Origin of the sequence: Corynebacterium sp. HMSC059E07, from assembly GCF_001814395.1 — a bacterium.
Taxonomy (GTDB): Bacteria; Actinomycetota; Actinomycetes; order Mycobacteriales; family Mycobacteriaceae; genus Corynebacterium; species Corynebacterium hesseae.
On the sequence record NZ_KV816284.1, the window covers coordinates 118,061 to 141,552 of the forward strand.

The 23,492-nt window shown below is 62.3% G+C and carries 22 protein-coding genes; 5 read left to right on the plus strand and 17 right to left on the minus strand.

Annotated features, from left to right (window positions below; genetic code table 11):
- Positions 1–3: 3 nt before the first annotated feature.
- The 17 genes from ribD to pyrR form a co-directional block, all read right to left on the minus strand.
- The gene (gene ribD / locus HMPREF2967_RS03345) at positions 4–1,029 is read right to left on the minus strand and encodes a bifunctional diaminohydroxyphosphoribosylaminopyrimidine deaminase/5-amino-6-(5-phosphoribosylamino)uracil reductase RibD (protein ID WP_083303831.1); all 1,026 of its coding nucleotides are present in this window, start codon (positions 1,027–1,029) and stop codon (positions 4–6) included.
- A complete protein-coding gene (rpe, locus tag HMPREF2967_RS03350; protein WP_070564430.1) occupies positions 1,026–1,703 on the minus strand; it encodes a ribulose-phosphate 3-epimerase in 678 nt (225 codons plus the stop codon). Before rpe ends, ribD begins: the two co-directional genes overlap by 4 nt.
- Before the next feature lie 28 nt (positions 1,704–1,731).
- Positions 1,732–3,306, minus strand: a complete 1,575-nt coding sequence (locus tag HMPREF2967_RS03355; RefSeq protein ID WP_070684987.1) for an RsmB/NOP family class I SAM-dependent RNA methyltransferase — start codon at positions 3,304–3,306, stop codon at positions 1,732–1,734.
- Positions 3,303–4,301 (minus strand): methionyl-tRNA formyltransferase, encoded by a 999-nt coding sequence (fmt, locus tag HMPREF2967_RS03360; protein ID WP_070684989.1) that lies wholly within the window; start codon positions 4,299–4,301, stop codon positions 3,303–3,305. The genes HMPREF2967_RS03355 and fmt overlap by 4 nt, the downstream gene beginning before the upstream one ends.
- 88 nt (positions 4,302–4,389) lie before the next feature.
- Complete coding sequence (gene def, locus HMPREF2967_RS03365) at positions 4,390–4,899, minus strand: peptide deformylase (RefSeq protein ID WP_070684991.1); 510 nt, start codon at positions 4,897–4,899, stop codon at positions 4,390–4,392.
- Positions 4,900–5,051: 152 nt separating this feature from the next.
- Positions 5,052–7,094, minus strand: coding sequence for a primosomal protein N' (locus HMPREF2967_RS03370; protein WP_070684993.1), 2,043 nt, complete (start codon positions 7,092–7,094; stop codon positions 5,052–5,054).
- An 11-nt stretch (positions 7,095–7,105) separates the two neighbouring features.
- A complete protein-coding gene (gene metK, locus HMPREF2967_RS03375; protein WP_070532969.1) occupies positions 7,106–8,329 on the minus strand; it encodes a methionine adenosyltransferase in 1,224 nt (407 codons plus the stop codon).
- A 115-nt stretch (positions 8,330–8,444) separates the two neighbouring features.
- Positions 8,445–9,665, minus strand: a complete 1,221-nt coding sequence (coaBC, locus tag HMPREF2967_RS03380) for a bifunctional phosphopantothenoylcysteine decarboxylase/phosphopantothenate--cysteine ligase CoaBC (protein WP_070685030.1) — start codon at positions 9,663–9,665, stop codon at positions 8,445–8,447.
- A 214-nt stretch (positions 9,666–9,879) separates the two neighbouring features.
- A complete protein-coding gene (rpoZ, locus tag HMPREF2967_RS03385; RefSeq protein WP_070524322.1) occupies positions 9,880–10,182 on the minus strand; it encodes a DNA-directed RNA polymerase subunit omega in 303 nt (100 codons plus the stop codon).
- A 38-nt stretch (positions 10,183–10,220) separates the two neighbouring features.
- Positions 10,221–10,790, minus strand: a complete 570-nt coding sequence (gene gmk, locus HMPREF2967_RS03390) for a guanylate kinase (protein WP_070684995.1) — start codon at positions 10,788–10,790, stop codon at positions 10,221–10,223.
- 8 nt (positions 10,791–10,798) lie between these two features.
- Complete coding sequence (gene mihF, locus HMPREF2967_RS03395; RefSeq protein ID WP_010186801.1) at positions 10,799–11,119, minus strand: integration host factor, actinobacterial type; 321 nt, start codon at positions 11,117–11,119, stop codon at positions 10,799–10,801.
- A 270-nt stretch (positions 11,120–11,389) separates the two neighbouring features.
- Positions 11,390–12,238, minus strand: a complete 849-nt coding sequence (gene pyrF / locus HMPREF2967_RS03400) for an orotidine-5'-phosphate decarboxylase (protein WP_070596569.1) — start codon at positions 12,236–12,238, stop codon at positions 11,390–11,392.
- Positions 12,222–15,563, minus strand: a complete 3,342-nt coding sequence (carB, locus tag HMPREF2967_RS03405) for a carbamoyl-phosphate synthase large subunit (RefSeq protein WP_070684997.1) — start codon at positions 15,561–15,563, stop codon at positions 12,222–12,224. Before carB ends, pyrF begins: the two co-directional genes overlap by 17 nt.
- A gap of 30 nt (positions 15,564–15,593) precedes the next feature.
- Positions 15,594–16,757: a glutamine-hydrolyzing carbamoyl-phosphate synthase small subunit gene (gene carA / locus HMPREF2967_RS03410; protein WP_070564404.1), complete on the minus strand. Its 1,164-nt coding sequence runs from the start codon at positions 16,755–16,757 to the stop codon at positions 15,594–15,596.
- A gap of 103 nt (positions 16,758–16,860) precedes the next feature.
- On the minus strand, positions 16,861–18,219 hold the full coding sequence (locus HMPREF2967_RS03415; RefSeq protein WP_070564400.1) for a dihydroorotase: 1,359 nt from the start codon (positions 18,217–18,219) through the stop codon (positions 16,861–16,863).
- Positions 18,220–18,263: 44 nt separating this feature from the next.
- A complete protein-coding gene (locus HMPREF2967_RS03420; RefSeq protein WP_070564397.1) occupies positions 18,264–19,235 on the minus strand; it encodes an aspartate carbamoyltransferase catalytic subunit in 972 nt (323 codons plus the stop codon).
- Positions 19,236–19,826, minus strand: a complete 591-nt coding sequence (gene pyrR, locus HMPREF2967_RS03425; protein ID WP_070532978.1) for a bifunctional pyr operon transcriptional regulator/uracil phosphoribosyltransferase PyrR — start codon at positions 19,824–19,826, stop codon at positions 19,236–19,238.
- 161 nt (positions 19,827–19,987) lie between these two features.
- Between pyrR and HMPREF2967_RS03430 the strand changes: the two genes are divergently transcribed.
- From HMPREF2967_RS03430 to HMPREF2967_RS03450, 5 genes are read left to right on the plus strand one after another with little or no spacing between them, the layout of a single operon-like run.
- The gene (locus HMPREF2967_RS03430; RefSeq protein WP_070684999.1) at positions 19,988–21,385 is read left to right on the plus strand and encodes a TIGR01777 family oxidoreductase; all 1,398 of its coding nucleotides are present in this window, start codon (positions 19,988–19,990) and stop codon (positions 21,383–21,385) included.
- Positions 21,386–21,420: 35 nt separating this feature from the next.
- Complete coding sequence (locus tag HMPREF2967_RS03435; protein ID WP_070564391.1) at positions 21,421–21,936, plus strand: YbjN domain-containing protein; 516 nt, start codon at positions 21,421–21,423, stop codon at positions 21,934–21,936.
- Positions 21,929–22,450 carry a YbjN domain-containing protein gene (locus HMPREF2967_RS03440; RefSeq protein ID WP_070564388.1) on the plus strand — a complete coding sequence of 174 codons (522 nt, stop codon included), beginning with the start codon at positions 21,929–21,931 and terminating at the stop codon, positions 22,448–22,450. Before HMPREF2967_RS03435 ends, HMPREF2967_RS03440 begins: the two co-directional genes overlap by 8 nt.
- Positions 22,447–22,965, plus strand: a complete 519-nt coding sequence (locus HMPREF2967_RS03445; RefSeq protein WP_070564385.1) for a hypothetical protein — start codon at positions 22,447–22,449, stop codon at positions 22,963–22,965. Before HMPREF2967_RS03440 ends, HMPREF2967_RS03445 begins: the two co-directional genes overlap by 4 nt.
- Complete coding sequence (locus HMPREF2967_RS03450; protein WP_070524349.1) at positions 22,962–23,492, plus strand: hypothetical protein; 531 nt, start codon at positions 22,962–22,964, stop codon at positions 23,490–23,492. The genes HMPREF2967_RS03445 and HMPREF2967_RS03450 overlap by 4 nt, the downstream gene beginning before the upstream one ends.

Genomic DNA, 23,492 nt, shown 5'->3' on the forward strand with positions numbered 1-23,492 from the left:
TTCCTACTTCTCGTTCTTCCGGTATTCCACGAGCAGGTCGGCGCCAAGCTCGGTAACCGCTGCGCGCTCCCACCTCGGAGCCAGCGCCAAGCTCGAGGCCACAGCCCGAGTGAGAACTCCCCTGCCCTGGCCAAGGATGACGTTGCCGATGTATGCCTGAATGAAATCCACGCTGCCCAGTTCCATAAAGCTCGTCGCGAGTCCAGCGCCGCCTTCGACGAGAATGTCGCGCGCGCCGCTGGCGTATAGCTCAGCTAGCGCCTCCTGCGGGGTGGCATAGTGCTCGAAACCTAGCTTTGCCAGATTACTGCTTCCGCCTCGGTCCACGTCCCGGGAGCCGATGACGACGCGCCGCGGCTGCGTTTCACGCAATGAGCCGTCCGGGTAGCGTGCCGTCAACGACGGGTTATCTGCCAGCGCGGTGCCCGTGCCGATGAGGATGGCATCCCTTTGTGCCCGGTCGCGGTGCACATGCTCGCGAGCCTGCTCTCCGGTAATCCATTGGCTGCTGCCATCCACTGCGGCGGTGAACCCGTCGAGGCTTTGGGCAAACTTGAGCGTCACGTGCGGCCTGCCCAAGCGCACCGAACCCAACCACCCGGCGAGTGCATCGCTCACGCCTTCCGGCGCCTCAATATGCCCCACGGTAATGCCGGCGCCGCGCAATGTGGCCGCGCCGCCGCCGGCCTCCGGGGTGGGGTCTGGGTGGAGGAAGTAAACGGCGGCCACAGAGGCATCGATAAGCGCCTGCGCACAGGGCCCAGTACGGCCGGTGTGGTTACAGGGTTCCAAGGTAACGACCGCCGTGCCGCCGCGCGCCTTGTCGCCCGCATCGCGCAACGCCATGACTTCGGCATGCGGACCGCCCGGGGGCTGGGTTGCGCCGACACCGGCGACGCGGCCGGCGGCATCAAGTATGACCGCTCCTACAGGCGGGTTTGGGCTCGTCGTGCCGCGCACCTTATCGCCGGCCTCCATGGCCACACGCAGCGCCCGCGTGAGAACCGCTGAGTCTAGGTGTGGGATCACAGCGTGGCCAAGCTACGCAGCTCGTCGACGGCCGCTGCCTTATCTGCTTGTTTGTAGATGGCGGAACCTGCGACGAAAGCATCGCAGCCCGCCTCGGCGGCGGAGCGAATCGTTTCAGCGGAAATGCCACCGTCAATCTCGATGAGGACGTCCAGACCGCGCTCGTCGATGGCCGCGCGCAAGGCGCGCACCTTGTCCAGCTGATCCGGCATAAAGCTCTGACCGCCAAAGCCCGGCTCAACTGACATAACGAGCACTTCGTCGAAGTGCTCGAGGGCGTCCAGCCAAGGCTCGATCGGCGTGCCCGGCTTAATGGAAAAGCCCGCGCGCACACCTAAATCCCGGATTGTGCGCGCCAGGGCGATGGCCGCGTCCTTGTCGGCGACGGCCTCGACGTGGAAGATGATGCAATCGGCGCCGGCCTTTGCGTAGGTTTCTACCCACTTCTCGGGTTCCTCAATCATGAGGTGAACGTCCAGCGTCTGCGGTGTAATCCCGTCCACCGTCGCAGTGATATCCGGGCCAAAAGACAGGTTCGGGACGAAGTGTCCATCCATAATGTCAACGTGGATCCAATCCGCGTTGGCCACGGCGCGGACCTCGTCGCCCAAACGGGTGAAGTCGGCGGCCAAGATGGACGGGGAAATAATGGGACCAGACGAGAGTGCAGACATGACCTTCAGCCTAGTCCCTCTCGCAGCCTCAGTCCGCTACTCGGCGCAAGACCGCGAAAAACATCGCATCGGTGCCATGGCGGTGCGGCCACATCTGCGCGGACAGCTCGGCGCCAAGGTCCCCCATCTCCGGCAGCACGTCGCGCGCATCCAGTTCTTCGATGTGAATCGCTGATCCCTCTGCGTGCCGCTGCACGGCGGCATCCACGATGCCCCTGGTCTCACGCAGATCCGGCGAGCAAGTCGAGTACACCACGACGCCACCTGGACGCACCAGCTCCAACGCGGACTCGAGCAGCTCGGTTTGCAGCTGGTTAAGCTCGGCAATGTCTGATTCGGCCTTGCGCCAGCGAGCTTCCGGGCGCCGCCGGAGCGCGCCTAGGCCGGAGCAGGGGGCGTCGACCAGCACGCGGTCGAAGCCTGGTTTCAGTCCTGGCGCTCGGCCGTCCGCTTGGTGCACGCGCACTGGCAGGTCCCCCACCGTCTTTTCCACCAACGTGGCGCGATGCGGGGAGACTTCGACGGCATCGACTGTCGCGCCCTCTATGCGTGCAATTGCACCCATGAGGGCGGCCTTGCCACCAGGTCCGGCGCACAGATCCAGCCAGCGTCCGGTGTCTTCACCACTGAGCTCGGCTTCCGTTACCGCGCGGGCAATGAGCTGCGAACCTTCGTCTTGGACTGCCGCTAGCCGTTGGCGAACCGGCTCTAGCGAACCAGGATCCCCGTGCTCAAGGTAGACCGCATAGGGAGAATAGCGGCCTTCCTCGCAACCGGTGATCAGGGCGAGTTCTTCGGCGGAGATCTCACCGGGGCGCGCTACCAAGTGCACAACGGGGCGTTGGGAGTCCGCCTCGAGTGCGAGCTCCAGCTCACGCGACTGATCGGCGCTGAGCGCACCAGTGCCATCGGGTTCCAACACACCCAAGGCACGGCCGAAGGAGCGGGCAATCCACTCCGGATGGGCATGGCGGAAGGCCAAAGCAGCCACCTGACCTTGGGGAGCAAGCTGATCCAACCACGCTTGCGCCGGTGTACGGGTGATGGTGCGCATGATGCCGTTGGCAAAACCTTTTGCCTTGTCCTGGCCAGCTGCTTCCACGAGGCGCACGGTAGTATCGACCGCCGCGTGTGCCTCAACGCGGGTATAGAGCACCTGGTAGGTTCCCATTCGCAGGGCGGTGAGCACGTCGGGGGCGATAGCGTCGAGGCCACGAGAGGCGCACTCGGCGATGACGGCATCGAGCACGCCCTCGGTCCGCAGCGTGCCGTAGGTTAACTCGGTGGCGAAGGCAGCATCGCGGCCACTGAGGCTATTGGCACGTACGGCTTTCGGCAGCGTGAGGTTGGCAAAGGCATCATCTGCGTTCACGCGTTGCAATACTTCGAAAGCCACAGCACGTGGACGATCCACCCCGCAGCGCCGCGCGGCAGAAATCACCGACGTCGACCGCACCGGGCGACGTGTATCGTGACGCTGACCGCCGCGACGCTCCCTGTTGCCCTTGGCTGGGCGTTTCGCACCGCTGCGTTGTTGCTGCCCTCGCTGTGCGCGGTCTGCAGGATCGCCTGACTTACTGCGGGATCTAAAACCTCCGCTCATGAGAACTTCACCTCATCCTCGCCACCTTCTACTGACTGCGAAGCCTTGCGTGCAAGCCCGCGGCCCCAGTCGGCGGCATTCATCATCTTCTTGCCTGGCGGTTGAATCTTTCCCAAACGTACCGGGGTGCTGCCAGTACCGACCATCACTTCCTTCTTGGCCACGTGAACTTCACCCGGCTGCAATGCGGGAAGCGCAGAGTGCTCAGTAAGGACCTCAAGTTCTGTGGGCGGCACTAGGCTTACTGGACCAAGCTTTAGGCGTGACTGCCCCAGCAGGGTCCAAGCACCCGGCCCTGGGGTATGCGCGCGAATGTGGCGATCAACTGCCTCGGCGGGCGCGGTCCAGTCGATGCGCGCATCGTCGGTAGAAATCTTGTGCGCGTACGAGGCTTCACCTCTCTGCGGCTGCGGCGCGATGCTGCCATCTTCCAGCCCATCCATGGTCCGCACGAGAAGGTCGCCACCGGCATAGGCCAGCCGCGTCAATAGGTCATCAGCGGTATCAGTGTCCTGGATGTCCTCTTCGATCGTGGCGAGGATGTCCCCGGTGTCCAGGCCTTGGTCGATGCGGAAGGTCGTAGCTCCCGTGCGGGTATCCCCAGCCGCAATAGCTGCTTGCACCGGTGCCGCCCCACGCCACGCCGGGAGCAGGGAGAAGTGAAGGTTCACCCAACCGTGCGTCGGAAGGTTCAGCAAGTCCTCGGTGATCAGGTTTCCGTAGGCAACCACGGGGATAGCCTCGGGAGCAATTTCTGCTAGTCGTGCACGCAGAGCATCACCGTCCTCGGTGCCAGGCTTAAGTGTGGTCGGCGTAAGCACCTCGATACCGTGTTTTTCCGCCAGTGCCTTCACCGGACTTGGATGTACCGTGCGGCCACGGCCCCGGCGGGCATCAGGCCGAGTAATGACTGCGGCCACCTCATGGGATGAGTCGATGAGCTTCTCCAAAGCTACAACGGCGGGCTCCGGGGTTCCGGCAAAAACAATACGCACTGCTAGAGCATGCCTTTCTCGTGTGAGAGTGTCTAAATCTACTGTTCAAGAATGAATCTGCTGTACTACTGATAAAGCAGGGCTATGGCTATGTGTTGAACCACTCCGATTGGCGGATGGTTTTCATGGAATCCTTCCGCAGTTCATCGCTCAGACGCTGCAAGAACAAGATCCCATCCAAGTGGTCCGTTTCGTGTTGGATACAACGCGCCATCAGCCCAGAGGCAAGCATGGATATCGGGCGGCCGTGTGGGTCGAAACCGCGCAAACGTACGGTAGAGAACCGTTCAGTGGGCTGCGAAATACCGGGGATAGACAGGCAACCTTCGGCCCCCAACTGCATATCCTGGCCCACCGCCTCCCATACCGGGTTAATGACGGCACCGCGCAAACCATGCTGATAATGCGAGCAATCGAAGACAAAGATGCGTTTGGTCACACCGATCTGGTTGGCCGCTAAACCTACTCCACCTGCAGCTTCCATTGTCTCCAGCATGTCCTGAGCTAAGCGTTCCAATGATGGCCCGAACTCGGTGATTTCCTCAGCTCTGGTGGTGAGGACCGGGTCGCCGTAGAGACGAACCTCGCGCACGGTCATAGTGGTACTCCTCGTGGTTGACGGTGTGGCACGTCGTGCGGGGGTTGTCGGCCTAGGCATTCCTTGCCTGCCCAGGACCCTCCGCGCTCCTGCACCGAGAATAGTTCACCTTCCGCGGGAGGCGCTCGACAGGGGTGGAAAGGAGCGCAGCGTTAACCGATGTTTATCGGATCCACGGCGATACGCAGAGGCAAGACATCCTTGCGAGCGCTGCGCAAGGAATTGGCTGTGCGCAAGGCCTGGCCCAGCAGGGACCTCGGGCCCAGCGGGGTTCGAATTAGCAGACGCTGTGGTTCGCCGCCGCGCTCATGATCGTATTCACCCGGCAAGCTCACGCCAGGCGGCAACGGTACGGGCCCGAGAAGCTCCGCATGCTCCGGCAGTTCCGCTAGCTCCAGGAATGCATCGAGGGAGGCGTCGGCCCCGTCGATCGCCGCCATATGCACCGCGGGTGGAAAGCGAACCTCGCGGCGCGCCTGCAACTCGGCCGCTGCGGCGCCCACCATGTCCCACCGACTAAAGAAGCCCACAAGCGGCAGCTGTTCATCCGCGGCGACGATAACGACACCACCCTCTTTGGCTGGCGCTACGAGGGTGGCCGCCGCGGCCCATGTGGCCAACGTGTCCTCCGTGGCGCGCAGATCCTGGCGGCCGAGCGACGCCCCGGTTTCCACAAGGAGCGCAGCCCCGTACATCCCGCTTTTCGCTACGCGCGGCTCCGCGCCGGGTGTCGCGATGACGAGCGCCGGTGCGTCTGGGATTTCATCTACGACGGTGGATCCACCGGATTGAATCACGCGTGTATTGGGAAAGGCCCGGCCCATCTCTTCCGCAGTGCGCTCGGAGCCCAACACGATGGCGCGCAACCGCGGTGAGCCGCACTCCGAACAGCGGTAATGCGCGTCAACGCGCCCGCACCACCGACACGTGGGCAGCGCCGCAGAATCGGTCGACTCGTGCTTCGAGCCGCGAGCGGAAGGCAGACCTAAGGGGCCGTTGCAATGACGACACCGCGCAGGAGATGCGCACTGCCCACAGGCGAGGATTGGGGCGTAGCCCTTGCGCGGGACTTGAACAAGGACGGGCTCGCCGCGGTCGAGGGCTGCGCGCGTGGCTTGGAAGGCGGAGCCGCTTACCGACGTCGTGCCTCCCCGCATATGGCGGGCCACGTTGACGCCATACGCACCCACCGCAACAATCTCGGGGCGCCTATCTTCCAGTGTGTTGGCGGCGGGTAGAAGATCGTGGGCCCACCCCGATTCAACGAGCAGTTGGGCTTCCGCGGTGCGGGCGTGGCCGGCGAGGATAAGGCTGCAACCTTCCTGCGCGGAGCGTGTGCTCAGCACTTCCCTGGAGTGAACATAGGGCTTGAGGTTGTCAACCAGGCTATCGTCGCCATCGTTGAGTAGGACGGCCAATTGGAGGCCCTTGACCGGGGCAAAGGCGGCGGAGCGCGTCCCGATGACGATTCGAGCTTGACCCGTCAACGCCGATAGATAGCGGCGATAGCGTGCCTGGGGGCCGGTGCTGTGCGCGAGCACCGTGATTTGTTTGGCAGAGACGTGGCGGCGAAAAGCCTCCTCGAGCTGATCCAAGTCCTTCTGGTCGGGTACGACCATGAGCACGCCGCCGCCTTGGAGCGCCACACTGGTGCCCAGCGCTGCCAGCGCGCTTGCCCAATCCTCCCCCGGCGCTATCTGCCATGCTGCTCGCGCGATATGGCCCGACAGCACCGAGTCCACGAAGGACTCACCATGCTGGTACCCGGACCACGCAGAAAGATCCGGGTGCTCCGCTGTGCCTAATTCTTCCCACGGTGTATCGACATCCGCTTCCTCAGCCTTCGCATGACGCGCCGGGATAGCGGCGCGAATGATATCGGAGCGCACGCCGCCATAGCGGGCCGCAAGGGATTCGATGAGCGCCGACATTTCCGGCGAGTACACCGCAAAGGGGGAAATGACGCGATCGATAAAGCGAAGTGATCCAGCGAAGTCGGAATCGCTGGCGCGGGAGAGCAGGATGGCGTCGACCAGCCGGCCATTGAAGCGAATACGCACGCGTACGCCTGGCTGGGCGGCCTGCGAATCCGATTCATCGATGAGGTAGTCGAATTCGCGGTCCAGGTGCGCTACCCCCAACAAAGGCAACACCCGCGCGACCGGTTGCTGGGCGGCGGGTGTCTTCTTGGGCATAGCGCCCGATTCTACAGGCCGGCGGCGCGGCGCAAGTCGACAGCCCGCGAGGTGTCCTCCCACGGAAGGTCAACATCGGTACGGCCAAAGTGACCGTAGGCCGCAGTTTGACGGTAGATCGGGCGCTGCAGGTTTAGCTCGCGGATAATGGCGGCGGGGCGCAGATCAAAAACCTTGTCCACCGCAGCCTGAATGTCGGCATCGCTCAAACCGGGTTGAGCAGTGCCGAAGGTTTCGACATAGAGACCAACGGGCTTTGCGCGGCCAATAGCGTATGCAACCTGCACTTCGGCGCGATCGGCCAGACCGGCGGCCACGATGTTCTTAGCTACCCAACGCATAGCGTAGGCGGCTGAGCGGTCCACCTTGCTCGGGTCTTTGCCGGAGAAGGCACCACCACCGTGGCGAGCCATGCCGCCGTAGGTATCGACGATGATCTTGCGCCCAGTCAGGCCTGCATCACCCATTGGCCCGCCAAGAATGAAGGAACCAGAGGGGTTGATGAGGAGCTCGGTGTCTTCGGTGTAGTACTTGCTCAGGTTCGCATCGTTGACGACCCACTCGACGACATGGGTGCGAAGCTGCTCCGCGAGCCAGTCCTGGGTCACCTCCGGATCATGCTGGGTGGAGATGACAATCGTCTCTAAGCGAGTCGGCACATCGTCCTCGTCATATGCAAAGGTGACCTGGGTCTTGCCATCTGGGCGCAGGGAAGGAACGATGCCTTCCTTGCGGACCTGGGTGAGGCGCCGCGAAAGGTGGTGTGCCGTAGAGATCGGCAGCGGCATGAATTCTGGAGTCTCATTCGTTGCGTAGCCGAACATGAGGCCCTGGTCGCCAGCGCCATATTGATCGTCATCCTCAAACTGGCCCGAGCGAACCTCGGTTGAGGCGTCCACTCCGGCACCAATCTCTTGGGATTGCTCACCAATGGCTACGTTGACTCCACAAGTGTGGCCGTCAAATCCCACGTCGGAGGAGGTAAACCCGATCTCCACGAGGGTCTTGCGTACAATCTGCGGGATCTCCACATACCCGGAGGTACGCACCTCACCCACAACGTGAACTTGACCCGTGGTGACAAGAGTCTCCACGGCGACGTGTGCGTTTGGGTCTTCCTTAAGGAGGGCGTCAAGAATGGCGTCCGAGATAGCGTCACAAATCTTATCCGGGTGACCTTCTGTCACGGATTCGCTGGTAAAAAGACGTACCGCCTGAACAGCTGTTTCAGTCACAAATCTTCCTTAAACTAGTTCTGCGCGCCGTGGGCAAGGCAGCGCCTATCCCACGTCCCGGCTAATAACACCGCCCCATCGTAGACCAAGCGGTCTACAGCTGCAAGAACGAGCGCTACCTTTCCAGAATTTCATTCACCACGTTAAGTATTTGGGCGGCTACAACCTGTTTCGACCCCGGTTCAACCTCCACCGGATCAGCACCCTTCCGAAGGATCCACCCTGCACTCGTTGGCTGTCCGAAGACCTTGCCCTCCCCAACCTCGTTGGCCATGAGTACATCGCACCCCTTCTTCAAGAATTTTTGCTGGGCGTACTCGAGCACGGTCGTGTGTGCATCCCCGGTCTCCGCTGCAAAACCGACGATGATGGCATCGCGCTTCAAGTCCCCATTCTCGCGGCGTTCGACCAACCCCTTGAGGATATCCGGGTTTTCCACCAGCTCGAGATGAGCTAAGTCCTCGTCAGCGGCCCCCTTCTTCATCTTGGAGTCCGCGACGGAAGCCGGCCGATAGTCTGAAACAGCTGCAGCCATGATGACGATATCCGCATCCACTGCTTCAGCGTTGATTGCCTTGTGCATATCGCGCGTAGAAGTCACCCGCACAACGGAGGCGCCTGATGGAATCGGAAGCGCGTCAGTATTCCCGGCAACGATAGTTACATCTGCACCGCGCTGCGCGGCTACTTCTCCCAAGGCAAAGCCCTGGCGACCAGAAGAACGATTGCCCAGGTACCGCACCGGATCTAGGTTCTCCTGCGTCCCCCCGGCAGAAATCACGACCTTGAGCCCCTGCCAATCATGATCCACGCGGTGGCCAGCAATAATTGTGCGGGCAAACTCCGCTATCTGCCCCGGTTCCGGCAAGCGGCCTGCACCGGAATCAACGCCGGTGAGCCGCCCATGGGCCGGTTCCATCACGATAACGCCGCGACGACGCAATGTCGCCACGTTGTCTTGCGTCGCAGGATTGAGCCACATCTCCGTGTGCATAGCTGGGGCAATGATGACAGGACACGTAGCAACCAGCACAGAGGCGCTCAGCAGATCATCGGCGCGGCCACAAGCCAGCCGAGCGATCAAGTCAGCGGTAGCTGGGGCGATGACGACGGCATCGGCCTGCTGCCCCAGCGCGACATGCTGCACCTCATCAACAGCATCGAAAACGGTAGTCGAGACCGGATGCCCTGACAGGGCCTCGAAGGTGGCTGCACCGACGAAATTTAACGCGGCTTCTGTAGGAATCACGCGGACATCATCGCCGTGCTCCGTGAAGTCCCGAATCAGATGACACGCTTTATAGGCGGCGATTCCGCCAGCCACACCGACAAGGATGCGACGCGGCTGCGTGGTTCCGCCTGCACCCGGTGAAGCCGCCTCTGCGGGAGCCGAGGCAGTGCTGCTCTCTGGACTATCTGGGGTTTGCTGTACATCCTTCACTCGGACGATAGTACCCAAGACACAACAAACCCACCCAAGCGCCTCAAGCGACACTAGGGTGGGTCTATTTCGGAATACGCGCTAGGCTGCTGCCTTCACGGGGCGAAGGCTAGTTGCCTTCCTCGTGGTCCAGCAGGCCGGCGTCGATCTCGCGCAGTGCGATGGACAGCGGCTTCTCGCCCGGCTCCGGGGTCACCAGCGGTCCGACGAACTCGAAGACGCCTTCGTCCTGTTCCTTGTAGTAGCTGTTGATCTGACGTGCGCGCTTAGCGGCGAAGATCACCAGGGCGTACTTAGACGAGACCTTGCCCAGCAGCTCATCGATAGGCGGGTCAGTGATACCCGTCGGCGGATCGAATACTGGCTCCGGCTTTGCGGCCTCAGAATTGGCAGGTGTGGTCACGTTGGTCACATGCACCTTTACTGTTGGTAGATGGTCAAAATCGTGGTCTATCCACGCAGGATAGCACTAATTGCAGCAACGGCCTCATCGAGATTGTCATTGACAACGATGTGGTCGAACTCTTTTTGCGCGGCAAGTTCCGTTTCTGCGGTGTGCAAACGGCGGTCAATCACATCCTGTGGCTCGGTACCGCGCCCAGTCAGGCGCTCCACCAAAACCTCCCAGGACGGTGGGGCCAGAAACACGGTTTCCGCCTCCGGCATCGCCGCCTTCACGTTGCGGGCGCCTGCAAGATCAACCTCCACCAACACTGGGTGACCAGCCAACATCGCTTCCCTAACGGGTTGAGCCGGCGTACCAGAACGCTGCAAACCACCGTGGATCTCTGCCCATTCGAGCATGTCTCCGGCGTCTATGTGTTCCTGGAAAGCCTCCGGGGAGACAAAGAAGTAGTCCACCCCATCAGACTCGCCGGGGCGGGGTTGGCGCGTCGTCATCGAGACGCTGAAGTAAAGGTTGTCTACATCATCGCGCAGGCGCGAAACCACAGTGGACTTACCCACAGCGGACGGCCCGGCCAGAACGACCAGGCGCCCGCGTGCAGTTTCGTCAGCCATTGCGCTAATTACTCGCCGTAGCCGAAACGCTCGAGCAGGGCGCGGCGCTGACGGTCACCCAGGCCACGCAGGCGGCGGGTCTGAGCAATCTCCAGGTCCTCCATGATTTCCTTAGCCTTGACCTTGCCAACCTTCGGCAGAGCCTCGAGAAGCGCGGAGACCTTGGTCTTACCGATGATCTCATCGGTCTCGGCCTTCTCCAGTACTTCCTGTAGGTTGGTTTCGCCGCGCTTCAGCGCAGCCTTGAGCTCAGCGCGAGCCTTGCGAGCCTCAGCGGCCTTTGCGAGAGCTTCTTTGCGCTGCTCATCTGTCAACTTGGGAAGGGCCACGGGTTTCCTCCGATTTCATTAGTACGAACATTGTCATCTGATGGCTAACACCAGAATCTCGGCTCACGGTGGGAAGATTTCCCCAGCGCGGGGTAGCTTTTGCTACCGCCGCGAACCGACTTCTGGCAATCCTAGCACTGGTCTGTACGCGATGACGTAACCCGGCCCCTTTCTATTAAAGGTTCCTGCACGTCAACGCACATGCCTTAAACAAAATACCAGGTAAACGGCGCGCCTGTTAATCCAGCGCGCCGTTTGAGACCGAGCTCTTTAGTCTCGGAACTCGGCAGCCGTATCAATTACGGCTTTGCGCAGGTCAGCAACGTCTGGGCCCGCCGAAAGGATGGCTCGGGAGACGTTGGCAAAGCCCAGCTCGGGTGCCGCGGAGGTGAGTTGCCTAACATCAGCCGGAGTCGCGCCCTGCGCGCCCACGCCCGGAAGAAGAACCGGACCATGTAAATGGTCTAATACCGGCGGCGCGTCGAGTGTCGCACCGACAACCACTCCGAGCGCTCCCACAGCGTCATCCATGACCATTGCCGCGGCATTGCGCTGTCCGAGTTCATCCACGACGCGCTGCGCGACGCTGCGGCCATCGACGCTCAGCGATTGCAACGCTACGGCCTCCGGATTGGAGGTCGCCGCAAGGACGAAGACACCAGCACGGGTCTTTTCCGCAATATCGAAGACAGGACTCAACGCTCCCACACCGAGGTAAGGCGATACCGTCACCGCGTCCGCGCGCAACGGCGAGTCCTCCCCCAGCCAGGCCTCGGCATAACCCGCCATGGTGGAGCCGATATCGCCGCGTTTAGCATCGGCCAGACTCAGGCAGCCTTGCTCGCGCAGTGCTGCCAGAACCTCTTCGAGGACGGCGAATCCGCGCGAACCACAGCGCTCAAAGAACGCCACTTGCGGCTTGACTACAGCTGCCGTGTCGGCGAATGCCTCTACGCAACGCATACTGAAGGTGCGCAGGCCGTCGACGTCGACTGACAGGCCCCACGCCTCCAGGAGGTGTGGGTGTGGGTCAATACCTACGCACAGACGCCCTCGTTGCCTACCGGCGGCGACAAGGCGATCGCCAAAGGTAGGTGCAGCATTAGTTGGCTGGGTCATGCTTGAGCTCCTGCAGCGCGCGTACCTTAAGATCTCCCTGACGCAGCGCCTCGATGCCCTGCACCGCCGCGGTAACGCCCTGGACGGTCGTCACCAGCGGAACCCCGACGGATACTGCCGCGGCGCGAATGTCATAGCCGTCGTGGCGTGCGCCGGCCGAACCGGCCGGGGTGTTGAGGATGAGGTCGACCTTGCCGGCCAGGATGGCGTCGACGATAGACTCTTGTCCCTCCTCAGCCTCGGAGACCTTGACTGCCACCTCGCACTCCACGCCATTGCGGCGCAGCATCTGCGCGGTGCCTGCCGTGGCGACGATGGTGTAGCCCATGTAGGCCAGGCGCTGAATCGGGAAGATCAGCGTGCGCTTGTCGCGGTTGGCCACAGACACGAAGACCGTGCCCTCCGTCGGCAGCTCGCCGAAGGCGGCCATCTCACCCTTGGCATAAGCTGCGCCGAAGTTGTCGGCCAAGCCCATGACCTCACCGGTGGACTTCATCTCCGGAGAGAGCAGCGTGTCAAGCAGCTGACCGTCCGGGCGGCGGAAGCGGTTGAACGGCAGCACGGCTTCCTTAACCGCAATCGGGTGCTCAATGGGCAGGGAGCCGCCGTCATAAGTGGACGGGATGATTCCCTCATCCTTGAGCTGCGCGATGGACGCGCCGAGCATGACGCGCGCTGCGGCCTTAGCCATCGGCACACCGGTGGCCTTGGACACGAACGGCACCGTACGGGACGCGCGCGGGTTGGCCTCAATGACGTAGAGGGTGTCGTCCTTAAGCGCGTACTGGACGTTCATCAGGCCCTTGACGCCGATACCATGCGCTAGACGACGCGTCGACTCCCGCACCTTTTCAACATCCTCCCGGCCGAGCGTCATCGGCGGCAAGGCGCAGGAGGAGTCGCCGGAGTGGATACCCGCCTCCTCGATGTGCTCCATGACTCCGCCGAGGTAGACCTCCTCGCCGTCGCACAGCGCGTCGACGTCGATCTCGATAGCGTTGTCGAGGAAGCGGTCCACCAACACCGGGTGATCCGAGGTGATCTCGGTGGCGCGCTCGATGTAGTCACGCAGGGAGTCTTCGTCATAGACAATCTCCATGCCGCGGCCGCCCAGCACGTAGGACGGGCGGACCAGCACTGGGTAGCCGATGCTCGCGGCGACCTCGCGGGCCTCATCGAAGGAGGTAGCGGTGCCGAAGTCCGGTGCTGGAAGCTCGGCAGCGGCAAGCACCTTACCGAACTCGCCGCGGTCTTCCGCCAGGTCGATGGCGGCGGCAGAGGTTCCGACGACCGGAACACCCGCGGCCGTCAGGCGCTCGGCCAAGCCCAGCGGGGTCTGCCCGCCCAGCTGGACGATGACACCGGCAACCTCACCACAGGCGGCCTCTGCGTGGTAGACCTCCATGACATCTTCGAAGGTCAAGGGCTCGAAGTAGAGGCGGTCTGCAGTGTCGTAGTCCGTCGAAACTGTCTCTGGGTTGCAGTTGACCATGACCGTCTCATAGCCCTCGCGGGAGAGCTCCAGCGCGGCATGCACGCAGGAGTAGTCAAACTCGATGCCTTGACCGATGCGGTTCGGGCCGGAGCCCAAGATGATGACCTTGCCCTTGGTCTTTTCGGAACTGGCTCGAACCTCGGATTCCGCGTTCGGATCCATCTCGTAGGTGCTGTAGTGGTACGGGGTTTGTGCCTCGAACTCGCCCGCACAGGTATCAACGGTCTTGTAGACCGGGCGAATACCCAGGGACCAGCGCAGGGAACGCACGCCATCCTCACCGGCGAACTCCGGGCGAAGCGCGGCAATCTGGGCATCTGAGAGGCCAAAGACCTTGGCGCGGCGCAACAACTGCGCGTCGAGCACTGGGGCGTTCTCGAGCTCCTCGCGGAACTGCACGAGTGCTTCGAGCTCCGCCAAGAACCACGGGTCCAGGTGGGAGTGCTCGTGGAGCTGCTCAACGGTAGCACCCAAACGCAGCGCCAGCTCGATGTCGTACATACGGCCCTCGGTCGGGCGCTCTAGATCCTTGAGCACGGCGTCGAGGTCGGTGGCGCGCTCACCGGCGAAATACTCATCCGGCTTGGTCCAGAAACCAGAAGGCTTGCCCTCCAGCGAGCGCATGACCTTATTGAGGCCGGAGATGTAGTTGCGGCCAATGCCCATGGCCTCGCCCACAGACTTCATCGTGGTGGTCAGGGTGTCATCAGCGCCCGGGAACTTCTCGAAGGCAAAGCGAGGGGCCTTGACGATGACGTAGTCCAGCGTCGGCTCGAAGGCGGCCGGGGTCACGCCGGTGATGTCGTTACGAACCTCGTCCAGGGTGTAGCCGATAGCCAGCTTGGCAGCCAGCTTGGCAATCGGGAAACCGGTGGCCTTAGAAGCTAGCGCCGAAGAGCGGGACACACGCGGATTCATCTCGATGGTGATGATGCGGCCATCATCCGGGTTCACAGCGAACTGGATATTGCAGCCGCCGGTGTCGACGCCGACCTCGCGGATGATGGCGATACCCTGGTCGCGCATCTTCTGGTACTCGCGGTCAGTCAAGGTCAAGGCCGGGGCTACGGTGACGGAGTCACCGGTGTGGACGCCAAGGGCGTCGACGTTCTCGATGGAGGCGATGACCACGACGTTATCGTCGCCATCGCGCATGAGCTCAAGCTCGAACTCCTTCCAGCCCAGGATGGACTCCTCGATGAGGACGTTCGCTTCCGGCGAGGCGGCCAGGCCGCCGCCGGCGATACGGTCGAGGTCCTCCTCGTTGAAGGCCAGACCAGAGCCCAGGCCGCCCATCGTAAACGATGGGCGTACAACGACCGGGAGGCCGAGCTCGGCGACAGTCTCGTGAACCTCATCCATGGTGTGGCAGACGCGGGAGCGCGCGGATTCGCCGCCGATGGAGGCCACGATGTCCTTGAATTTCTGGCGGTCCTCGCCGCGCTCGATGGCGTCGATATCGGCACCGATGAGCTCGATATCGTACTTCTTCAGGATGCCCAGGCGGTCCAGCTGTACGGCGGCGTTGAGGGCGGTCTGGCCACCGAGGGTTGCCAGCACGGCGTCGATAGGATTGCCCTCTTCTTTTTCCTTCTGGAAAATCTTCTCGATGAACTCGGGCTCGATGGGTTCCACATAGGTGTGGTCTGCGAACTCCGGGTCGGTCATAATCGTTGCCGGGTTGGAATTGACCAGCGTTACGCGCAGGCCTTCCTCCTTGAGCACGCGGCAGGCCTGGGTACCGGAGTAGTCGAACTCGCAGGCCTGGCCAATAACAATCGGGCCGGAGCCGATAACCAGGACGTGATTGATGTCGTTGCGCTTTGGCATTAGTTTCTTCTTCCTCTTCCTGGTTGCGTTCTACTTGTTCGGGGACTTCTCAGTCATGAGCTCGATGAACTGGTCAAAGAGCGGGTTAGCATCGTGCGGGCCAGCAGCGGACTCAGGGTGGTACTGCACGGAGTAGGCCATGCCGTTCTTGAGCGCCACGCCCTCGATGGTGTTGTCGTTGAGGCAGGTGTGGGACACAACTGCCGGGCCGAAGTCAGTATCGAACTCCTCGCCCGCCGGGTTCTCCTTGCCCGAGGGGCTGGCCAGGGCGAAGCCGTGGTTCTGCGAGGTGATGTCGAGCTTGCCGGTGAGCTGGTTGCGCACCGGGACGTTGATACCGCGGTGGCCGAACTTCAGCTTGTAGGTGTCCATACCCAGCGCGCGGCCGAGGATTTGGTTGCCAAAGCAGATGCCAAAAAAGGGGTACTTGGCAGCAAGGATATCGCGCACGATGCCCACCATGGTGTCAGCGGTAGCCGGGTCGCCCGGACCGTTGGAGACAAACACTCCATCCGGGTTGTACTGCTTGATCTTCTCGAAGGGGGTGTTGGCTGGAACCACGATGGTTTCGATGCCGCGCTCAGCAAAGTTCTTCGGGGTCGCGGTCTTGACTCCCATGTCATAGGCCACGACAGTAAAGCGCTTCTCCCCTACGGCCGGGAAGGTGTAGACCTCATCAGTCGATACTTCTTCGGACAGGTCAAGACCGGCCATAGACGGCTGGTTCTTGACCTCAGCGATGAGCTCCTCAACGTCCCGCTCAGCTGCCTCGCCGGAGAAGATGCCGGCCTTAATGGAGCCGTGGTTACGCAGGTGACGCACCAGGGTACGGGTATCAATTCCGCCGATGCCGATGATTCCCTGCTTCTCCATCTCCTCCGGCAGGGAACGGGCGGCGCGCCAGTTGGAAACACGGCGGGCAAGGTCACGGATAACCAGGCCGGCAACCCAAATCTGGTCGCCGTGGGACTCGCTGTCCTCATCGTTCCAGCCCGTATTACCAATCTGGGGCGCGGAGGCAACCACGATCTGACGGTGATAAGACGGGTCAGTCATGGTCTCTTGGTAGCCAGTCATGGCGGTAGTAAAGACGGCCTCGCCCAGGGTTGTGCCCGTGGCGCCGAAGCCGAAGCCACGGAAAGTACGGCCATCGGCGAGGACCAGAATGGCGGGGGTGGTGCTAGTGGAAGTCACTGTGCGTTAAACCTTTCAGTGATTTTGTCGGTGAAGGGTTGGTTGTGTTGGCTATGAGCGTTGGGTACTCGGGTTGAGCAACTCTGACTCTCGATTATCCCGATTATTCGTCTGCCTCGTCACCACTTTCAGCAGAGAGGTCATAGGTCACCGCGCCGCGCAGGATGGTGTAGGTAACGCGCGCGCCAAACTCCTCCCCCTCATAGGGGTTGTTCTCCGACTTCGAGGCCAGGCGGGTGGAATCTGATACCCACTCATGTTCCGGATCAACGATGGTGAGGTTGGCCGGCTCGCCGACCGCAATCGGGCGACCATGGCCGGGCAGGCGGGTAATCTCCGCCGGACGCTCCGACATGACGCGAGCAACGAAGCGCCAATCCGCCAGACCAGTGGCGACAAAGAGCTTGGCGATGACCGCCAGGGAGGATTCAAGTCCCAGCATGCCCGGCTTGGCGTGCTCGAACTCGACACACTTGTCTTCGCTGCCGTGCGGGGCGTGGTCCGTTGCCACGACGTCGATAAGCCCGTCGAGCAATGCCTGGCGCAGGGCCAGGGTGTCGGATTCCTCGCGCAGCGGCGGGTTGACGCGGAAGACGCCGTCATAGGTCACCAGCTTGTCATCGGTCAGCAGCAGGTGGTGCGGGGTCACCTCAGCGGTCAGCGGAATCCCCTGCTCCTTAGCCCACTTGAGCAGCTCGACTGTGCCCTTCGTCGAAGCGTGGCAGATGTGCATGCGGTTACCGTAGTCACGCGCGAGCAGTGCGTCGCGCGCCACGATCGATTCCTCAGCCACGCGCGGCCAGCCGCGCAGACCCAGGCGGGCGGCAACCTCGCCCTCATGGGCACTCGCGCCTTCGGTCATACGGTGATCCTCTGCGTGCTGGGCCAGCAGGACGTCGAGCCCCTTGGCGTATTCCAACGCACGGCGCATGAGCTGCGGGTCCTGGACACACTTGCCGTCGTCCGAGAACATGCGCACCTTTGCATCCGAGCGGGCCATCATGCCGAACTCGGTCAGCGTTTTGCCCTCCAAGCCCTTCGTGATGGAGCCAACCGGATGGACGTCGCACAAACCGCGCGCCTGGCCCTTGGCCCAAACGGACTCCGCGATGATCGGCTGGTCCGTGACCGGGGAGGTATTCGCCATGGTGAACACGGCAGTAAACCCACCCTTGGCGGCGGCCCGCGAGCCGGTCTCGATGGTTTCTGTGTCCTCGCGGCCGGGCTCACGCAGGTGGACGTGCATGTCCACCAATCCCGGGAGCAGCACGTTGCCGCCCCCGTCGATGGTGCGGTCGACGCCTTCCGCTGGGGTGATATCGGCGGCGCCGATCGCCTCGATGACGCCATCCTTGATCAGGATGTTAGTGGGTTCCCCTTCCCCATAGGGGCGAACATTGGTGATGAGCAAGGTGCCCGCCGCGGGAGCAGAGAGCACGCCGGTGTCTGGATAAGTAGTCATGGTTTCTGAAAAGCTCTCCTCGTTGATTTATGAGATAACTCGTTTTAGATACCGGCGTTCTCGCCGTTGGTGAGCAGCGTAAAGAGGGTGGCCATGCGCACGTGGACACCGTTGTGGACCTGCTGGAGCACTGCGGTGTTGTCATAGTCAGCCACCGCGTAGTTGATTTCCATGCCGCGGACCATGGGGCCCGGGTGCATGATGATGGCGTCCTTCTTCATGGCAGCAGCGCGTTCCTTGGACATCCCGTAAAGAGCCGCATACTCGCGGTGCGAGGGGAAGAAGCCGCCGTTCATACGCTCAGCTTGGACGCGCAGCATCATGACGACATCGGCCTTGGCCACCTCGGAGTCGAAGTCATGGGAGACGCGTACCGGCCAGGTGTCGACGCCAAAGGGCAGTAGCGTCGGCGGAGCGACAAGCGTAACCTCAGCGCCCAACGTCGACAGCAGGTCCACGTTGGAGCGCACGACGCGGGAGTGCAGGCAGTCACCGACGATGGTGACGTTCAGGCCCTCGAAGCCGGTGCCAGAGGCGGAGCGATCCGTACCAAGGTGTAGCCGCTGGCGCATCGTGACGGCGTCGAGAAGCGCCTGCGTGGGGTGCTGGTGGGCACCATCGCCGGCGTTAATCACGCTCGGTCCCTGTCCTCCCGGTGCTACCCAACCGGCCAGCTGCTGCGCCGCACCGGAGGAAGGATGGCGGATGATGATGGCATCGGCGCCGATGGAGGTCAACGTCAGGCCAGTGTCCTTGAGGGACTCGCCCTTCTTCACCGAAGACGTCGACGCAGACAGGTTGATGACATCCGCCGACATCCACTTTCCCGCCGTTTCAAAGGAGGAACGAGTACGGGTGGAGTTCTCATAGAACAACGTAAACACGGTTCGCCCGCGCAGAGTCGGCAACTTCTTGACTTCGCGGCCGTCCAAGGCTTCCCGGAAACGGTCGGCCTCATCCATGAGCCCAAGGATTTCCTCGGCGCTGTGGTCGGCGATATTAATGAGGTGCTTCATTTATGCCTCCTTGCCGGGCTGTGCAGTGAAGCGGGTAAGAACGACGGCATCCCGGCCGTCGATGTCGGCGTTGTAGACGGTGACGTCCTCGTCGCGCGCAGTGGGGATATTCTTGCCCACGTAATCGGCGCGGATGGGCACCTGGCGGTGCCCGCGGTCCACGAGGACGGCAAGTTGGATAATGTCGGGGCGCCCGATATCTGCCAGGGCGTCCAGCGCGGCGCGGATGGTGCGGCCGGAGTACAGCACATCATCAACAAGGATGACCGTGGCGCCGTTGATACCACCGGCTGGGACTGTGGTGGGCTGCAATGCCCGGTGCGGGCGGGCATATAGATCGTCGCGATACAACGTGATGTCCAGGGAACCCCAGGGAACCTCCACCCCGGAGAATTCCTCAATCTTTTCGGCAAGGCGCTGCGCTAAAGGCACGCCACCAGAGGGAATGCCTAAGAGCAGGACCCGAGGAGATTCACTCGAATCAAGCGCCGTTTTCTCAATGATCTGGTGCGCGATGCGTGCGACAGTACGCGCGACGTCTTTCGAGCTCAGCAGCTCGTTGGACTCCGCGTGGGTGCCGGTTTCACTCATCGTGACCTCCTTCCCCGCCTCACGGTGCGGTCTTTAAAGGATGTCGGACAATGGTTAATAGGACTTGTCTATGCTTGAAAGCCAGCCCCAACCATAGCACTCTTCATCCGTGCTGTATACGCCCTCGCACCCCCGAATTTTCTGAGGCAGGTCCATAGACAGTGAGTTTTACTACCCAGCACGTTGTTCCAGCCCCGCGCGGAGAGGTATGGCAATGGCACACCCGCCCCGGGGCGCTCGCCCGCCTCACCGCGCCATTTGGATTCATGTCTCCCCTGCAGCAGGCCGAGTCACTGGCAGACGGAACATCGGTCTTGAGCTTGCCTGGCGGCCTGAAATGGGTTGCCCGGCATGATTTGAGTAGGTACCAGCCGCGGCGTTCCTTTGCGGATCTGTGCATCAACGCCCCCTTCCGTTCGCTGGCGAACTGGCGCCATGAGCACTTCTTTGAGGATCACCCGGAAGGCACACTCATCACCGACAAGGTGGACACACGCATTCCCACGGGTGCGGTGGAGTCGGTCTTTGCCTACCGTCAGCAACAGCTCATCGAAGACTTTCGCTTTGCCCAACGGCTCGGTGAGCTCAACGCCGAGCCCCGCACAATAGCGATTACGGGAACGCACGGGACGGTTGGCGCTGCTGTGGCCGCGCAGCTTGGCACCTTGGGCCATACCGTCGTGCCTCTAGTGCGCTCCTCCCCGGGCGCCGGCGAGCGCTTGTGGCGCCCAAACATTCCCGCCAAGGATTTGTTAGAGGGAGTCGATGTTCTCATCCACCTAGCCGGGGAGCCAATCTTCGGTCGTTTTAACACCGCTCACAAGGAGGCGATCCGGGATTCGCGCGTGGGCCCCACTCACCTGTTGGCCCAGCTTGTAGCCCAGACACCGTCCGTGTCAGCGATGATCTGCGCCTCCGCCATCGGCATCTACGGTCCGGACCGGGGCGACGAGGATCTCACCGAAGAATCGGAGCGTGGGGATGGTTTCCTCGCCGACGTCGTGGGGGCGTGGGAGGAGGCCTGCGCGCCGGCGCGCGAGGCGGGAAAGCGCGTGGTGAACCTGCGCACCGGCATAGTGCAATCAGCCAACGCGGGTATCCTCCCGCTGCTGCGTGCATTGTTTTCTACTGGACTCGGCGGCGCGTTCGGCAAGGGCACCATGTGGAATAGCTGGGTTGCACAGGACGATCTTTCAGACATGTTTGTCCGCGCCGCGCTCGACTCAGAGTGGCAGGGCGCGATCAACGGGGTCTCCCCGCAGCCGGTGCTCAACCGAGACTATGTCGACGCCCTCGGCGCCCTGCTCCACCGTCCCACCTTCATCCCCATTCCCAGCGTCGGGCCCGCCCTGCTGCTGGGTAAGGAAGGCGCACGCGAGCTCGCACTGGCTAACCAGAAGGTGGTGCCCAGCCGACTGGAGAATCTGGGCCACGTCTTCCGCTACCCAGAGTTAAAACCAGCACTTGCCCACGAACTCGGCGGCGAACAGCTCGTCGATGCCCCCACCTGCGCACCCGAGGCGGACGGCTCCGGTAGTGTCGGGGCCGGAAAAGATTAAGAAATATGTAGCAAGTAGCAAAGTGAGTAGAAGAATTGACGGACACCACTAATCACGACGACGCGCAGCAGCGCCAGCTGCAGCCCGACACCCCCATCGAGGAAGTCACCCTCGAGCGCATCGCGGAGATCTTTGAGTCAGAGAACTTGGAGTACCGCATCGAAGAGCAAAAGACCCAGGACGGCCAGACGGTCAACCTTCTGCGCACCGGTTTCTCAAACGCCGCCATTGCCTTCCAGCTCGTTGGCTCCTCCCTCATCGTCGATTCCGTGTGGCGCGGCTCGGTCCCCGCCTCCGAGGGGCCTGCGCTCCTCATGCACATCAACGCGTGGAACCAGGACCATTTCACCCCGGCTTTCCGCTTCTTCGAGGCGCCCGATAACGCCTTGGCGGTCTCTGGTGCGCGTGATCTCGACGTGACACATGGTGCCTCCCGCAACCAGCTTGGCGCGTTCGTCATGTCTACCTTGGATGCCGTGTTGCAGTCCTTCGAGTGGATTGAACAGCAGTACCCGCAGCTCGTTACCTGGAAGGAGCACAACCATGACTAATCCGACAACCACCGCCGCCGAAGACCCGCACGCACTGCCGGAGGTCACCCTCGACCGCATCATCGAGGCGATGAAGACCTTCGACATTGAACTCGAGCCAGTCACCGGCCGCGACGATGCCGCCACTGCAAACCTCAACGGTCTGCCCTGCATGTTCGCCGTGTTGGAGAGCGTTGCCATCGTGCGCTGTGATGTGCCGACGGACGTCAACTACGCCAAGGCTGATGCAGGCCTTTTCCTGGCGGCCAACCAGATCAACTCCGTGGCCATGGGTGCCCGCGCGGTGATCGCGGACTTCGACGGCATGCTCCTCGTGCGCACTGAGGCCGACCTTCCATGCGCGGCCGGAATGACTGACGAACAACTCGCGGCCGCACTGCGCGCCTCCGTGGACGGCGTCATCAACGCCCAGAACGCCATGGTCGCCGCCGCCGAAGAGATGGCCAAGCTCGGTTCGGAATCCGCCGCGCAGGCGGGAGAAGGATCCGAGGCCGCCCAGGGTGAACAGCAGTGACCGATCTCCACGTGGTTGAGCCGGTCACCATCGACCGGCTAGCGCAGTTGTGCGAGCTTATCGACGCCGACTATGCACTCATCGAGGCAGCACCAGAAGCCGCCGAGGACGCGGCTGCTGACAACTCCCCGGCCGCGCGGCGCGTGCTGCAGACCGGTGTCCCCCATATCGCTGTGCACTGTGACCTTGACGCCGAGGGTGACGTGTTGAGCGCCTTCGCCTCCTGGGAAGGCACGCTTCCCGCACACCTGGAGCAAGACGTGGCCGCCGCCGTGGCGGAGCTGAACTGGGCTAGCGTTGCACCGACGTTGAGTTACCTCGTGGAAGAGGATGCAAAGGGAAACGAGGAAATCCACCTAGGAGCCAACCGCGCCATGGCTGTGGGCGAAGGCCTCTCCTTGGCCCAGCTGGGCCACTTCCTGCTGAGCTCGCTCGCCAGCTTCGCGGAAATCTTCGATATCGTGGCGCAGCGCTTCCCGCAGGCAGTCACCTGGGATAAGGAGGAGCAAGCATGAGCCACAACTCGACAACGAACCAGAATGCATCCGTAGGTTCCGATCCCTTCGATATCATGTCCGGCTCACCACTGCCCGCCGTGAGCCGGGATCGCGTGCTCACCGCGCTGAACAGCACCGAACTGGACATGGCGGCCACTGCGCACCCGGAGGATGCGACTGCCGCAGTTGCCCGCCTCAACGATCTGGACTGGGTCATCACCGTGGAAGAGGGCCTCGTGCGCATCGAGTGCGTACTCTCCACGCAGCTCAACGCCGACATGCTCCCCATCTTCCACGTCCTGTGCAATGAGTTCAATGCAGGCGCATTCGATGGGCGCGCGCTCGTCGGGCTGGTCGAGGATGAGGTGGAGCTGCGCGGTGACGCCTGCTTCGTCACCACTGCCGGACTGAACGAAGACCAGCTCTTCCACGCGCTTAACGTGGGCGTCATCAATGCCCAAGAAGCTCTGCTCTCTGTTCTCGATACCTTCAACGCCGCGGCCCGTGAACTTGCCCGCGACGTCGATGACGCAGAAAGCGACTAG